Raw genomic sequence first — 13,635 nt, 5'->3', positions numbered from 1 at the left:
GCAGTGATCGCCCCCGGGCGGCCCCGTCGCTCGCGATTCCCTCGACCGGACCCCCTGTTCTCGGGCCGGAATCGGTCTACGGTAGGGCATCCGACCGGGCGAGAGAGCCCGGGGCCGGGGAAGGGGGCTTCCCATGACGTCGACCCGCCCTCCGGAGGGCCTGCCGGTGCTCGAGGCCGGCGCGCACCGCGATGCCGAGGCCGGCAGCTGCCTCATGGAGTACGTCTCCGTGCTCGCCGGTGAACGCTTCACCGACCGTCCGAGCTGTACTCATCCGGCGCTCGCGGCGGTCGCCTGGCAGGTCAACGACGCGGTGTCGTCGACCTCCCGCCAGCAGCTCGCCACCCGCGCGGTGACCCTGATCGGGCTCGGCCGCGAGGCCGGCGTGGAGGTCCGCCCGATCGTGCTCGCGACGATCGCCAGGGCCGGCCTGGCCGTCGACCCCGGCAACCGCTTCTTCCCGCGGCTGCAACGCCGCCTCGAGCGGCGGGCGTCGGTCGCCCCGCGCCGTCCGGGACGTGGCGAGAACGGGAACGGCGGACGGCTCGCGACGCTGCTGCACGTCGGGCCCGTCAACCACGCCTGCGCCCACCTGCTCGTGGCCGCCCGCGTGGCCGATCTCGACGCCGACGCGCGCGACCGGATGCTCATCGGGCTCCTCGACGACACCATCGCCGCGGTCCGCGACGCCGAGCGCGCCCACCGCGCGGAGGCGACCCCGCTCGTCGTCGAACCCACCCGCGTCTGACCCCTCCGCGTGGCCGGGGTGCGCGCCCCGGTGTGCGAGCGATGCGGCTTTCCTGGCGTCTGACGCCAGGATCGCCACATCCTCGCTGCGCGACACGCCGGGTCGGTCATGATCGCGAACTCGGTGACGAACCCTGTCGGATGTGAGTGCGGACGTCACCGAGATCGCGATCGCGGTGGGATCCGCCCGGGGCGCCCGCCGGAGGTCAGCGTCCGAGCCCGACGTCGACGCAGACGGCTCGCAGCGCGCACGCGTCGACGCCGATCCCGCCCGAACCGCCCGAGGACCCGCCGGACGAGCTTCCCGAGGAGCCGCCGGACGACCCCGAGCCACCCGACGAGCCCCCCGACGAGCCGCCCGACGAGCCACCCGACGAGCCACCCGACGACTCGTGCCCGGAGGAGCCTCCTGTGCCACCCGAGCCCACGGACCCCCCGGAGCCGCTCGAGCGCCCCGACCCGCCCGACCCCGACGACCCTCCGGAGCGCGAGGTGCCGCCCGACGACGCGCGTCCCGTCGGGTCCGGGGTCGCGTTCCCGGCGGTCGCCACCGCCACCGGACCACCGGGCGCACCGGGGACGGCCGGCACACCCGGTCCGGCCGGGACCGCCGGCGCTCCGGGGCCACCGGGCACCGGACCCGCGGGCGTCGCCGACGTCGACAGCGCCGGCGCGGCGCCCGGGTCCGCCGTCTGCGGCGGCGTCGCCGGCGTCAGGTAGCCGGCCTGCGCCGACCCCAGCATGACCACGGCACCGAACAGCGCCGCGAGCAGCAGCTTCTTGACCACGCCGGCCTCCGTCACCGCGGGACCCGGAAACGTGACGGGTCGGGCACAGGCGGACATCGCAGGCGACACCACCCTCGTGACCTGCCGGAACGCCGTCTCGCCCGAACGCGGCGCGAGATCACCCGCGAGGACGCGCGCCATCGACCCGTGGAGATCGTCAGCGTCCGGACGGGCGATCACCGGGACCGTTCGGACGCACCGCCGTCCCCGGCCGCGGGCTCCGCTCGGACCGCGGGGCACGGGGCGCTTGGTCTCCGGGACTCGTGGTCGACGCGACCGGCACGTTCGGCAGGCCGCTGGGCCCGCTGATCATGCGGACCGTGCCCCTCGCGGCAGAGCTGGCCGGCGGCGTCCGGCCCGGGACGCTCAGGCCCGGCGACGCGCCAGGGCCGGCGCGATCGGCGCGACGAGCACGCAGGCGAGGGCGGCGACGAGGAAGGCCTCCGGCGCGCCCGCGGCGCCGAGGATCGCGGAGAGCGTCGCGGCCCCGAGGCCGGTGCCGGCGTCGTAGGCGGTGTTCCACCAGGTGCTGGCCGCGCCGGAGTGCGCGGGCCCGGCACGGGCGAAGAGGTCGACGAGCGTGTCGCTCTGCACCGCGCCGAACCCGAGGCCGACGAGGGCGGCCCCGGCGAGCACGAGGGCGGCGACGGCCGTGCCCCCGAGGGCCACGACCGCGGCGCCGGCGGCCACGGCGGCCAGCCCGAGCAGGGTCACGACAGGCGTCCGGCGTGCCCCGGGGCGGTCCGCCAGCTCGCCGGTCAGGCTCCGCCCGGCGAGCTGGCCCGCGGTGAGGACGGCGAGCGCGATCGCCGCGGTGGCGGTCCCGCCGGCGAGGCCCGCCGGGTCCCCGGTGCCGGGTGTCCACAGCGGCAGCACCGTGATCACGCCACCGGCGGCGGCCGCCGAGACGACCATCGCCGTCCACGGCCCGGTCACGACGGACAGGGGGAGGGCGCGCCCGGGGGCGGGGGCGGCCGGCGGCGCGGTCCGTGCCGGCAGCCGCACGCACACGAGGGCCGCGACCACCGGCAGCACGGCGCCCGCGAGCATCACCACGACCGGTCCGAGCGCCGCATACGCCCACACCCCGCCGCTGAGCAGGGCGAGCTGGGGGAGCCCGACGGCGAGGCCGTAGAGCCCGACGGCGCGCCCGCGCCGTGCGGGCGGGGCGAGGTCGGCGACGACGGCCGCGCCCGTCACCGTCACCAGCCCGAAGCCGAAGCCCCGGACGACCGCGACACCGACCAGCACCGGCAGCGCGGCGGTCGCGACGAGCAGCGCCGCGGGTACCCCGAGCGCCAGCACGCCGACGACCAGCGCGGTCCGCGCGCCGACGCGTCGCAGCACGGCGGGGACGGTGAGCTGGGCGGCGACCGTCGCTGCCATGAAGACACCGGTCGTGGCGCCCGCCGCGGCGGGGGATGCGCCGCCGGCCGCCGCGTGCACCGGGACCACCGGCAGCAGCAGGGCGTAGCCGCCGAAGGCGAGCACGGTCGCGGCGAGGACCGCGACGAACGGGACGGTCCAGAGCGGCTCCGGGGCCCGGCCGCCGGTCAGGAAGCGCCGCGGCGGTCGAGGACCCCCGAGATCTTCGCGGCGAGGTCGGTGTCCTTGGCGGTGAGGCCGCCCTCGGAGTGCGTCGACAGCTTGAACTTCAGGCTGTTGTACCGGATGTCCATGTCCGGGTGGTGGTTGTCGGCCTCGGCCAGCTCGGCGACCTCGTCGACCGCCGCGACGGCCTCGGGGAAGCTCGGCAGTTTCGCGAAGCGGACGATGGTGGCGTCGTCCTCCCGCTGCCAGCCGGGCAGCTTCTCCAGGGCCTCGGCGATCGCGCTCTCGTCCAGGAGTTCAGCCATGGCCGCATCCTGACACGCGCGCCGATGACCCACACTGCTCAGCATGACCGGTGTGGTGGTCGGGGCCGCTGTGGTGCGCGACGGCCGGGTCCTCGCGGCGCGCCGCACGCGCCCCGCGGCGGCCGCCGGCCGGTGGGAGCTGCCGGGCGGCGCGGTGGAGCCGGGCGAGGACGAGGCGACGGCGCTCGCCCGCGAGCTGCGCGAGGAACTGGCGCTCGCCGACGTGGGCGTCGGCGAACGCCTCGGGCCGGAGGTGGCGCTGCCGGGGGAGAAGGTCCTGCGGATCCGGGTGTGCCGGGCCGAGGGGGAGCCGACCGCGCTCGAGCACGACGCCCTGCGGTGGGTGGGTCCCGACGAGCTCGACGGCCTCGACTGGCTCGACACCGACCGCGAGGTCCTGCCCGCCCTCGCGACGCTGCTCAGGCGGCGCGGGCCTTCTTCAGCGCCTTCTTGAGGTCCTTGCCCTCCACGCCGGACTCCTGCAGGCGCGCGGCGCGCATGAGCACCACCGGGCAGCCCTTGCAGCGGGGCGTCGACCGGCAGCACTTCTTCTTGATCTTCTTGGCGCCGGTGAGCGTGGCGGCGTGCGCGTAGTGGGCCAGGTGCAGGGGGACCTTCGTGCCCTTGGAGGACTTGGTGGCCTTCGAGGAGGCGGCCTCCTTGTCCTTCTTGGCTCCCTTGCCCATGAGGTGAGGCTAACCTCTGACGGGGCCCCGGGACCAGACCCGTCGACCTGGTGCGACGCGCACCGTGCCACGATGAGTTCGCCGGACCGGCGGGTCACGCAGGACGCGCCGGTGTCGGATGCCCAGGGCGGTCCCCCGAGGAAGAGAGGCCGGGACGAAGGCGTGACTGGTCCCCGACGTGCCGTCGGAGTCCTCCCCGCCCTCCTGCTCGCCCTCGCGGTCCTGGCGGCCTGCTCCGGCGCGCCGCCGCCGGTCGTCGGGCAGGTCCCCTCCCCGGCGCCCGCGCCGACGCCGCAGCTCGAGCCGGACCCGACCGAGCTCCGTCTCGGCGTCGACGATCTCGGGGTGGGCTTCAACCCCCATCGCGTCGCCGACGACACCCCCGTCTCCCGCGGGATGGCCGCGCTGGTGCTGCCCTCGGCGTTCCGCCCCGGGCCCGACGGCGAGCCGCGGCTCGACACCTCCGTCGTGACGTCCGCGCGCGTCACCGCGACCCAGCCGTTCACGGTGTCCTACGAGATCGCCCCGGCGGCGACGTGGTCGGACAACGCCCCGGTCGCCGCCGAGGACTTCGTCTACCTGTGGCAGCAGATGCGCAGCCAGCCCGGCACCGTCGGCGCGGCCGGGTACCGGGCGGTCAGCGACGTGCGCTCCCGGGCCGGCGGCAAGGCCGTCGACGTGGTGTTCGACCGGCCCTTCCCGGCCTGGCAGACGCTCTTCGACCACCTGCTGCCGGCGCACCTGCTCAAGGACGCGCCCGGGTCGTGGGGCGGCGGGCTGACCGACAGCATCCCGGTGTCGGCGGGGCCGTACCAGGTGCGCGTCGTCGACCGTATCCGCGGCCAGGTGACGCTGGCCCGCAACGACCGCTACTGGGGGACGCCCGGGGTCCCCGACGAGGTCGTCTTCCAGGCCGCCGAGGCGACGTCGCTGATCGACCGCGTGCGCTCGGGCGACGTCCAGGCGACCCAGTTCCGCGCCACCGGCGACGACCTCGCCGCGCTGGCCGCCACCGGTCCGGGGCTGACCGTGCGTCCCCTGCCCGAGCCCGCGCTCGTGCAGCTGGCGCTGCGCAGCGACGACGGCCCGCTCGCCGACCTGCGGGTGCGGCGCGCCGTGGCTGCGTCGATCGACCGCACGGCCCTGCGCTCCGTGGGCACCGACGGGGGGCCGAGCGCCGACCTGCCCGCGGACGCGTTCGCGCGGGCCCCGTCCCAGGCGGGCTACCGGTCGACCCTGCCCGCCGACTCGCCGGCGGCGCGGCGCGACCTCGACGAGGCCGCGCGGCTGCTCACCGACGCCGGCTACACCCGCGGCGAGGACGGCATCTGGGCCCGCGCGGGACAGCCGCTGGTGCTGCGCCTGGCCGCGCCGCCCCAGGTCGCGCCGTACGGGCGGCTGCTCGGCACCCTCTCCACGCAGCTGCGCGCCGCCGGTATCGCGGCGGTGGTGGTCGCCGACGGGGGCGACGCGGGGTTCCTGCCCGGACGCGGCCCCGCCTCCACGACGTCGACGGGCACACCGGCCCAGCCGACCCCGGTGCCGACCCCGGGCTCGCCCACGCCGGCCAGGACCCCGACGGGCACACCCACCCCGCTGCCGGCCGGCGCCTCGAGCACGTCGGCCGGGCCGAGCACGACCACCACGACCGTGCCGCCGACCCCGGACTCGGCCTCCGACCTCGCCGTCGCCGACATCGCGCTCGAGGCGCTGCCCGTCGGGACCGACCCGATCACCGACCTGGCGTCGGTGGTCGGCTGCCCCGGCGGGCGCGCGCCGTCCACCTCCGGGCGCACCCTGTCCGACCCGGCCTCCGACGTCGCGGCCTCCGACCTCACGCCCGCGGCCACCCCGGGGGCGACGTCGACCGCGCCGAGCACGCCGGCCGCGCCCACGAGCACCTCGGCGCCGACGAGCGCGGCCCCGGCCGCCTCGGCCACCGGGGCCGCCCCGACGTCGACCGTCGCGCCGGGCGCGACGACGGCCGGCTCGGCGCCCGACGCCGACGAGCTCGCCGAGATCACCGAGGAGCTCACCGAGCCCCAGGCCTCGGAGGCGCTGACGCCCACCGGGTTCTGCGACCCCGCCCTGCAGTCGCTGCTCGACGCCGCGTCGGCGGGGACGGTCTCGCCGGACACCGCCCTCGCGCTCGCCGAGCCCGCGCTGTGGAGCTCGCTGCCGACGATCCCGCTCTTCCAGGCCGCCTCCGTGCTCGTCGGCCCGGCCGACCGCACCGACGTCGTCGTCCCGCCGCTGCCCGAGAGCCCGTTCGCGGGAGCCGACCGGTGGACCCCGCCGCCCGCGAGCCAGCGCGGCGACGACGGCATCAACTGACGACGGCCCTGACGACTGCGTGACAGTTCACGTGAACGTTCCCGGAACTCTTGCCGCTTTCAAAGGAAACGCTTAGGTTGCCTGCGGCCGCGTGACGGGCCGTATCCGGTCAGTTACCCGCGCGGGGGACACCACGTCCTGACACCCCCGAGGAGGAACGTTGTCGTTGCGTCGGTTGGTCGCGATCGTGGCCGGGATGCTCGCCGTGGCGCTGGTCGCCACCGCGTGCGGCGGGGGAGGGGGCGGCGACGACCAGTCCGCCCAGACGCTCAGCATCGAGTGGGGTGAACCCGAGAACCCGCTGATCCCGGGCAACACCACCGAGCAGAACGGCGGCGACGTCATCGACGCCCTGTTCGCCGGGCTCGTCAAGTACGACGTGAACACCGGCCAGCCCTCCAACGAGGTCGCCGACTCGATCACCACGACCGACAACAAGACCTTCACCATCAAGATCAAGCCGGGCTGGACGTTCCACGACGGCACCCCGGTGACGGCGCAGAGCTTCGTCGACTCCTGGAACTGGACCGCGCTCGGCACCAACGCCGCCCAGGCGCAGTCGTTCATGGAGAAGATCGACGGCTATGACGAGGTCTCCACCGAGGCGCCGACCGCGCAGACGATGCGGGGCCTGCGCGTGGTCGACCCGCAGACGTTCACGGTGACGCTCAAGCAGCCGTTCACGATCTTCCCGCTGACGCTGGGGTACTCGGCGTACTACCCGCTGCCGCAGAAGTTCTTCACCGACCGCGCCGGCTTCGAGGCGGCCCCGGTGGGCAACGGCGAGTTCCGGTTCGAGTCCCGCACGCCGAACCAGAACCTCACCCTGGTGCGCAACGACCAGTACGCGGGCTCGGTGAAGCCGCAGGTCCAGCGCCTCGAGTTCCGCGTCTACTCCGAGCTGCAGACCTCCTACGACGACGTCGTGTCCGGCAACCTCGACCACGTCCGCGCCATCCCCAGCGCGGCGCTGGCGGGCAACCGCTGGAAGACCGACCTCGGCGCGGGCGCCCGGCAGAAGGAGGGCCTGGTCACGGACTCGCTGGGCTTCCCGCTCTACGACCCGCGGTTCGCCAACCCGGTGCTGCGCAAGGCCATCTCGATGGCCATCGACCGGCAGACGATCGTCAACCAGATCTTCGGCGGCGTGTACACGCCGGCGACGGGCTACGCGACGTCCGCCGCGGAGGGCTACGTGCCGAACCAGTGCGGCGAGGCCTGCACGTTCAACCCGCAGCGCGCTCAGCAGCTGCTGGCGCAGGCCGGCGGCTTCCAGGGCCCGCTGACGCTGACCGCCAACTCCGACGGCGGGCACGACCCGTACATGCAGGCCGTGGCCAACAGCATCCGGCAGACCCTCGGCATCGACGCCCGCTACCAGCCGGTGCCGTCGTTCTCCGAGCAGCGCCGCCTGGCCAACTCCCAGCAGTTCACCGGCCTGTTCCGCAACGGGTGGCAGGGCGACTACCCGGACATCGAGACCTTCCTGACCCAGCTCTACCGCACGAACGCGTCGTCGAACGACTACGGCTACTCGAACCCGGCGGTCGACGCCGCGCTCTCCCAGGCCGACCAGGCCCCGACCGTCCAGGCGGCCGACCAGGGCTACGCGGCCGCCGAGCGCCTCGTGCTGAACGACATGCCCAACATCCCGCTCTGGAGCCGTCCGGTGATCTACGGCAACGGGTCGCGCGTGGCCGAGGCCGAGCACAACCCGCTCAACCGCCAGGACACCACCACCTATCGGCTCAACCCGCAGGGCTGATCTCCTCCCGGGAGACGACCACCACCACCGGGGTCCGTGACCGCGCACCGTCGCGCGGTCACGGGCCGCGGGTCGGGGCCCCGAAGGAGGTAGTCCGTGGGCCGCTACACCCTGCGGCGCCTGCTGCAGCTGATCCCGGTGTTCCTGGGGTCGACGTTCATCGTCTACGCCCTCGTGTGGGGGCTCTCGGACGATCCGTTCGCCGGCAAGTGCGGGCAGCGGGCGTGCTCGCCCGCCTACATCGCGGTGATGACCGAGCGCTACAACCTCGACGACAACATCGTCGTGCAGTACCTCAAGTACCTCGGGGCGCTGTTCACCGGCGACTTCGGGCAGACGGCGTCGGGCACCGAGGTCGCCGACGTCATCGCCAACGCCTACCCCACGACGATCAAGCTGGCCATCGTCGCGCTCGTCATCGAGGCCGTGATCGGCATCCTCGCCGGCATCGTGTCCGGCCTGCGGGGCCGCGGGTTCGTCGACTCGCTCGTGCTCGTCTCGACGCTGTTCCTGATCTCCCTGCCGGTGTTCGTCACCGGCCTGGTGCTCAAGCAGGTCCTCGGTGTCGAGCTCGGGATCATCCGGACCTCGGTGCCCAACGACCCGTCGATCGCGGACCTCATCGTCCCCGGGTTCGTGCTCGGCAGCCTCTCGATGGCCTACGTCGCCCGCCTGACGCGCACGAGCCTCATCGAGAACACCCGCGCCGACTACGTGCGGACCGCCGTCGCGAAGGGGCTGTCGCGCCGGCGGGTGGTGGGCGTGCACATGCTGCGGAACTCGCTCATCGCCGTCGTCACGTTCCTCGGCACCGACCTGGGCGCCCTCATGGGCGGGGCGATCGTGACCGAGGGCGTGTTCAACATCCGGGGAATCGGCGGGCTCGTCTTCAAGGGCATCCTGCAGCAGGACACCGCCACCGTCGTCGGCATCGTCGTGCTGCTGGTGATCGTCTACCTGATCGCGAACCTCGTCGTGGACCTGCTCTACGCCGTGCTCGACCCGAGGATCCGCTATGACTGAACCGCTGCTGGCCGCCCGCCCGGCCGACACCGAGCCGGAACCCGAACCGGACGCCGCCGAGGTCAGCGGGCTCTGGACCGACGCGTGGCGCCAGCTGCGCCGCCGCCCACTGTTCTGGGTCGCCTCGGTGATCATCCTCGTGCTGCTGGTGATGGCGTTCTTCCCGTCGCTGTTCACCTCGATCGACCCCCGGGCGACGGACCTCGCCGGGTCGGGGTCGGAGCCGGGCCCGGACGCGATCTTCGGCCGCGACCTGCAGGGTCACGACGTCTTCGCCCGGGCGGTCTACGGCGCCGGGCCCACGCTCGCGGTCGGCGTGCTCGCCACCCTCGGCACGGTGCTCGTCGGCGCCCTCGCGGGCCTGCTCGGCGGGTTCCGCGGCGGCTGGCAGGACTCGCTGCTCTCGCGCTTCGCGGAGATCTTCGCGGGCCTGCCGTTCGTGCTCGGCGGCATCGTCATCCTCACAACGTTCAACCCGCCGGGCCAGCCCGTGCCCGAGAGCCGGCTGATCTTCCAGGTGGTCACGACGATCACCGTGCTGTCGTGGCCGATCGCCATGCGGATCATGCGCGCGGCCACCATCACCGCGAAGCAGCAGGACTACGTCAAGGCCGCCCGGGCCCTCGGCGCCGGGCCGCTGCGCATCGTCTTCCGGCACATCCTGCCCAACACCCTCGCGCCCGTGCTCGTCTACGCGACGATCCAGCTGGGCGCGTTCATCGGGGCCGAGGCGACGCTGTCGTTCCTCGGGATCGGGCTCAAGGACCCGGTCGTCTCGTGGGGCGTGATGATCGCCGAGTCCCAGGACCGCGTCGCGCAGATCCCGCACGCGATCCTGTTCCCGGCGGGCTTCCTGGTCGTCACCGTGCTGGCGTTCGTCATGCTCGGGGACGCGGTCCGCGACGCGCTCGACCCGCGGGGGCGGTGACCGTGGCCGCCTCCCACCTCCTCGAGGTCGAGGACCTGCACGTCGAGTTCGGCCAGGGCAGGGACACGGCGTCGGTGCTCAACGGCGTCGGCTACCACGTCGACGAGGGCGAGACGCTGGCCGTGCTCGGCGAGTCGGGCTCCGGCAAGAGCGTCACCGCGCAGACGGTGATGGGCATCCTCGACACCCCGCCGGGACGGATCACCGGCGGCTCGGTGCGCTTCCGCGGCGAGGAGCTGCTCGGCGCCGACCCCGAGCGCCGGCGGATGCTGCGCGGCGAGTCGATGGCGATGATCTTCCAGGACGCGCTGTCGGCGCTGAACCCCGTCTACTCGGTGGGCTTCCAGATCGCCGAGCAGTTCCGGTTCCGTCGCGGGATGTCGCGCAAGGACGCGATGGCCCGCGCGGCCGAGATGCTCGACCTCGTCCGGATCCCGAACGCGAAGCAGCGCGTGCGCGAGTACCCGCACCAGTTCTCGGGCGGCATGCGGCAGCGGGCGATGATCGCGATGTCGCTCGCGCTCGATCCCGAGCTGCTCATCGCCGACGAGCCGACCACGGCCCTCGACGTCACCGTCCAGGCCCAGATCATGGAGCTGCTCGACGAGCTGCGCCGCGAGCGCGGCATGGGCCTGATCCTCATCACCCACGACCTCGGCGTCGTCGCCGAGGTCGCCGACCGGATCGCGGTGATGTACGCGGGCCGGATCGTCGAGCACACCGACGCCGCGACGCTCTACGCGCACCCCGGGCACCCCTACACCCGGGGGCTCATGGACTCCGTGCCGCGCGTGGACGACGTCGCGGGCGCGGCGCTGCGTCCCATCCCGGGCCTGCCGCCGAGCCTGTCCGCGATCCCGCCGGGCTGCCCCTTCCACCCGCGGTGCGCGCACGCGGAGGACGTCTGCGCCGCCGAGGTGCCTCTGCTGCGCGAGCTGGGGGGCGACCACCAGGCGGCCTGTCACTTCGCCGAGCGCTTCGTGGCCGAGGATCCCGACCGTCCGACGACGCACGAGGTGGTGTCCCGGTGAGCGAGCCCATCCTCCAGGTGCGCGACCTGGTCAAGCACTTCCCCGTGACCCGGGGCGTCGTGTTCCGTCGGACCATCGGGCACGTCCGCGCCGTCGACGGCGTCTCGCTCGACCTCCACCCCGGCGAGACGCTCGGGGTCGTCGGCGAGTCGGGGTGCGGCAAGTCGACGCTCGCGCAGGTGCTGATGCGCCTGACGCCGCCGACGAGCGGGACCGCGACGTTCGAGGGCCAGGACCTGTTCGCCAAGCGCGGCGCCGACCTCACGGCGTGGCGCCGCGACATGCAGATCGTCCTGCAGGACCCCTACACGTCGCTGAACCCGCGCAAGACGGTCGGCGACGTCGTCGGCGAGCCCTTCGACATCCACCCCGAGGTGGCGCCGAAGGGTGACCGCCGCCGCCGGGTGCAGGAGCTGCTCGAGGTCGTCGGGCTCAACCCCGAGCACATCCGCCGGTACCCGCACCAGTTCTCCGGCGGGCAGCGCCAGCGCATCGGCATCGCCCGCGCGCTGGCCCTGCGGCCCAAGGTGATCGTGTGCGACGAGCCGGTCTCGGCGCTCGACGTGTCGATCCAGGCCCAGGTGCTCAACCTGCTCTCGGACCTGCAGCGCGAGTTCGGGCTGGCGTACCTGTTCATCGCCCACGACCTCGGCGTCGTGCGCCACCTCTGCGACCGCGTCGCCGTGATGTACCTCGGCTCGATCGTCGAGACGGGCACCGCCGAGGAGATCTACACCCGCGCGAGCCACCCGTACACGCAGGCGCTCCTGTCCTCGGTGCCCGTGCCCGATCCCTCGCTACGCGGGCGCCGGGAGGCGATCCGTCTGGAGGGCGACGTCCCGAGCCCGGCCGACCCGCCCTCGGGCTGCCGCTTCCGCACGCGGTGCCCGAAGGCCGCCCCGGTGTGCGCCGAGGACCCCCCGGCCCTCGAGGTCCGCGACGGCACCGACCACCCCGCGGCCTGCCACTTCGCCGCACCCCCGCACCTCGTCCGCGCGGACTAGCGGGGTGTGTCAGCGAAGTGCCGTCGCGGACGCTGAGCGTCCGTATCGGGACTTCGATCACCGGGACCCGCGGAGCCCCATGCCACCGGACGGCCTACGGTGCCCCGGGTGAGCACCGGCCCCCTGCTGCTCGTCCACGCCCACCCCGACGACGAGACGATCACGTGCGGCGGGGTGATGGCGCGCGCCGCCGCGGCGGGGGTGCCGACGACGCTGGTGACGTGCACGCGCGGCGAGCAGGGCGAGGTGATCCCGCCCGGGCTGCGGCACCTCACCGGCGACGCGCTGGGCGAGTACCGCGAGGGCGAGCTCGCCCGGGCCTGCGCGGCACTCGGCGTCGCCGACCACCGCTGGCTCGGGCACGCCGGGCGGTGGCACGACTCGGGGATGGTGCTCGCCGGCGCGGGCATCCGCGCCGCCGCGCCGGCGACGATCGACGCCGGCGCCTTCGCCGTCCCCGACGGGTTCGACGCGCAGGTCGAGGCGCTCGTGGCCGTGCTCCGCGAGGTCGGGCCGCGCGTGGTCGTCACCTACGACGAGCGCGGCGGCTACGGCCACCCCGACCACGTCCGGGCCCACGAGGTCACCCTCGCCGCCGTCGCCGCGGTCGACCCCGACGCCACGGCGATCTCGGTGGCCGCCACCGCCGCACCCCACGACGCCGTCGACGCCGGCCTCGCCGTGCTCCGGCGCCGGGCGTGGCTCGGCGTGCCGGTGCCGCCGGTGGACGACCTCCCCACCGTCCCCGACGCGACGATCACCACGCGCGTCGCGCTGGGCGGCGCGCGGGTCGCCAAGCTCGCTGCGCTGCGCGCGCACGCCACGCAGATCAGCGTCTACGACGACGGCCGCGAGCCCCCGGCCTTCGCGCTGTCGAACGACCTCGCCCAGCCGGTGCTGCCGCTCGAGTGCTTCGTGCACCTGCGGGGTCCCGCCGGTGCGCCCGACGACCTGTTCCCCGCGCCGTGAGCACCTCCGACGAGCCCGCGGCACCCGCGGCCGGCGCGAGCAGCGAGGGCGTCCCTCGCTCCGCCGGGAGCAGCGAGGGCGACCCTCGCTCCACCACCCGCCGCGCCGCCGTCCTCGCCGTCCTCGTGCTCGTCGTGCTCAGCCTGGACGCCGTCCTGCTGGCGTGGACCGAGATGGCGTGGCTGACGCTGCGCACCGTCGACGCCGGGATCCCGCTGCCGCTGTCCGCGCTGGTCGCGGCGCTGACGACGCCCGTGCTCGTGCTCGCCGCCGACGCCGTCCTGCCGACGTCGCCGACGAGCCGCGCCCCGCTCGTCCCGCTCGCGGTGTGGACGCTGACCGTGCTGGTCGCTGGCCTCTGGAGCCCCGCCGGGGCCGGGGTGCTCCCGGCCGACTGGCGGGCCATCCTGCTGCTCGCCGCGGGCGTCCTGCCCGGCGCCCTCGTGCTGTCGTGGAGCACGGGGCGCCGGCGGGCCCGCGCCGCCGCGTCGGGCGAGGGCTGAT

14 protein-coding genes are annotated in these 13,635 nt (G+C 74.7%); 10 read left to right on the top strand and 4 right to left on the bottom strand.

All coding sequences use genetic code 11. The annotated features are described in order from the left end of the window. Window positions 1-133: 133 nt before the first annotated feature. Window positions 134-748: a hypothetical protein gene (locus tag QSK03_RS14745; protein ID WP_285653302.1), complete on the top strand. Its 615-nt coding sequence runs from the start codon at window positions 134-136 to the stop codon at window positions 746-748. A 205-nt stretch (window positions 749-953) separates the two neighbouring features. On the opposite strand, the gene QSK03_RS14740 is transcribed toward QSK03_RS14745, so the two are convergent. The 3 genes from QSK03_RS14740 to QSK03_RS14730 form a co-directional block, all read right to left on the bottom strand. Continuing rightward, the gene (locus QSK03_RS14740) at window positions 954-1,550 is read right to left on the bottom strand and encodes a hypothetical protein (protein ID WP_285653299.1); all 597 of its coding nucleotides are present in this window, start codon (window positions 1,548-1,550) and stop codon (window positions 954-956) included. A 351-nt stretch (window positions 1,551-1,901) separates the two neighbouring features. After that, window positions 1,902-3,026, bottom strand: a complete 1,125-nt coding sequence (locus QSK03_RS14735; protein ID WP_285653297.1) for an MFS transporter — start codon at window positions 3,024-3,026, stop codon at window positions 1,902-1,904. A gap of 62 nt (window positions 3,027-3,088) precedes the next feature. Further along, window positions 3,089-3,391: a 4a-hydroxytetrahydrobiopterin dehydratase gene (locus QSK03_RS14730; protein ID WP_285653294.1), complete on the bottom strand. Its 303-nt coding sequence runs from the start codon at window positions 3,389-3,391 to the stop codon at window positions 3,089-3,091. A gap of 43 nt (window positions 3,392-3,434) precedes the next feature. Between QSK03_RS14730 and QSK03_RS14725 the strand changes: the two genes are divergently transcribed. Continuing rightward, window positions 3,435-3,845 (top strand): NUDIX domain-containing protein, encoded by a 411-nt coding sequence (locus tag QSK03_RS14725; protein WP_285653291.1) that lies wholly within the window; start codon window positions 3,435-3,437, stop codon window positions 3,843-3,845. Here the strand turns inward: QSK03_RS14725 and QSK03_RS14720 are convergent. Next, window positions 3,811-4,077 (bottom strand): hypothetical protein, encoded by a 267-nt coding sequence (locus QSK03_RS14720; protein ID WP_285653288.1) that lies wholly within the window; start codon window positions 4,075-4,077, stop codon window positions 3,811-3,813. The two genes, QSK03_RS14725 and QSK03_RS14720, sit on opposite strands and share 35 nt — an antisense overlap. Window positions 4,078-4,239: 162 nt before the next feature. On the opposite strand from QSK03_RS14720, the gene QSK03_RS14715 reads away from it, so the two are divergent. The 8 genes from QSK03_RS14715 to QSK03_RS14680 all read left to right on the top strand — a co-directional run bounded on the left by QSK03_RS14715 (window position 4,240) and on the right by QSK03_RS14680 (window position 13,634). Continuing rightward, window positions 4,240-6,411 (top strand): ABC transporter family substrate-binding protein, encoded by a 2,172-nt coding sequence (locus tag QSK03_RS14715; RefSeq protein ID WP_285653286.1) that lies wholly within the window; start codon window positions 4,240-4,242, stop codon window positions 6,409-6,411. Window positions 6,412-6,571: 160 nt separating this feature from the next. Continuing rightward, window positions 6,572-8,176: a peptide ABC transporter substrate-binding protein gene (locus QSK03_RS14710; protein WP_285653284.1), complete on the top strand. Its 1,605-nt coding sequence runs from the start codon at window positions 6,572-6,574 to the stop codon at window positions 8,174-8,176. Window positions 8,177-8,272: 96 nt separating this feature from the next. After that, entirely contained in the window at window positions 8,273-9,199 is a 927-nt protein-coding gene (locus QSK03_RS14705) for an ABC transporter permease (protein WP_285653282.1), read from the top strand. After that, window positions 9,192-10,127, top strand: a complete 936-nt coding sequence (locus QSK03_RS14700) for an ABC transporter permease (RefSeq protein WP_285653281.1) — start codon at window positions 9,192-9,194, stop codon at window positions 10,125-10,127. The genes QSK03_RS14705 and QSK03_RS14700 overlap by 8 nt, the downstream gene beginning before the upstream one ends. A gap of 2 nt (window positions 10,128-10,129) precedes the next feature. Next, window positions 10,130-11,158, top strand: coding sequence for an ABC transporter ATP-binding protein (locus tag QSK03_RS14695; protein ID WP_285653280.1), 1,029 nt, complete (start codon window positions 10,130-10,132; stop codon window positions 11,156-11,158). Continuing rightward, window positions 11,155-12,162: an ABC transporter ATP-binding protein gene (locus QSK03_RS14690; RefSeq protein WP_285653279.1), complete on the top strand. Its 1,008-nt coding sequence runs from the start codon at window positions 11,155-11,157 to the stop codon at window positions 12,160-12,162. Before QSK03_RS14695 ends, QSK03_RS14690 begins: the two co-directional genes overlap by 4 nt. A gap of 108 nt (window positions 12,163-12,270) precedes the next feature. After that, window positions 12,271-13,131 carry an N-acetyl-1-D-myo-inositol-2-amino-2-deoxy-alpha-D-glucopyranoside deacetylase gene (gene mshB / locus QSK03_RS14685; RefSeq protein WP_285653277.1) on the top strand — a complete coding sequence of 287 codons (861 nt, stop codon included), beginning with the start codon at window positions 12,271-12,273 and terminating at the stop codon, window positions 13,129-13,131. Next, window positions 13,128-13,634: a hypothetical protein gene (locus QSK03_RS14680; RefSeq protein WP_285653275.1), complete on the top strand. Its 507-nt coding sequence runs from the start codon at window positions 13,128-13,130 to the stop codon at window positions 13,632-13,634. Before mshB ends, QSK03_RS14680 begins: the two co-directional genes overlap by 4 nt. The last annotated feature ends 1 nt before the right edge of the window (window position 13,635 follow it).

It is taken from the genome of Actinomycetospora sp. NBRC 106375 (assembly GCF_030269665.1).
Lineage (GTDB): Bacteria > Actinomycetota > Actinomycetes > Mycobacteriales > Pseudonocardiaceae > Actinomycetospora.
The sequence above is the reverse complement of the archived record's forward strand: the minus strand, read 5'-3'. Positions and strand labels throughout refer to the sequence as shown.

Bases quoted from the DNA above. Each gene is read 5' to 3' on its own strand.
- QSK03_RS14725 (WP_285653291.1), top strand. From the start codon at position 3,435: ATGACCGGTGTGGTGGTCGGGGCCGCTGTGGTGCGCGACGGCCGGGTC.
- QSK03_RS14730 (WP_285653294.1), bottom strand. From the start codon at position 3,391: ATGGCTGAACTCCTGGACGAGAGCGCGATCGCCGAGGCCCTGGAGAAG.
- QSK03_RS14700 (WP_285653281.1), top strand. From the start codon at position 9,192: ATGACTGAACCGCTGCTGGCCGCCCGCCCGGCCGACACCGAGCCGGAA.
- QSK03_RS14745 (WP_285653302.1), top strand. From the start codon at position 134: ATGACGTCGACCCGCCCTCCGGAGGGCCTGCCGGTGCTCGAGGCCGGC.
- QSK03_RS14720 (WP_285653288.1), bottom strand. From the start codon at position 4,077: ATGGGCAAGGGAGCCAAGAAGGACAAGGAGGCCGCCTCCTCGAAGGCC.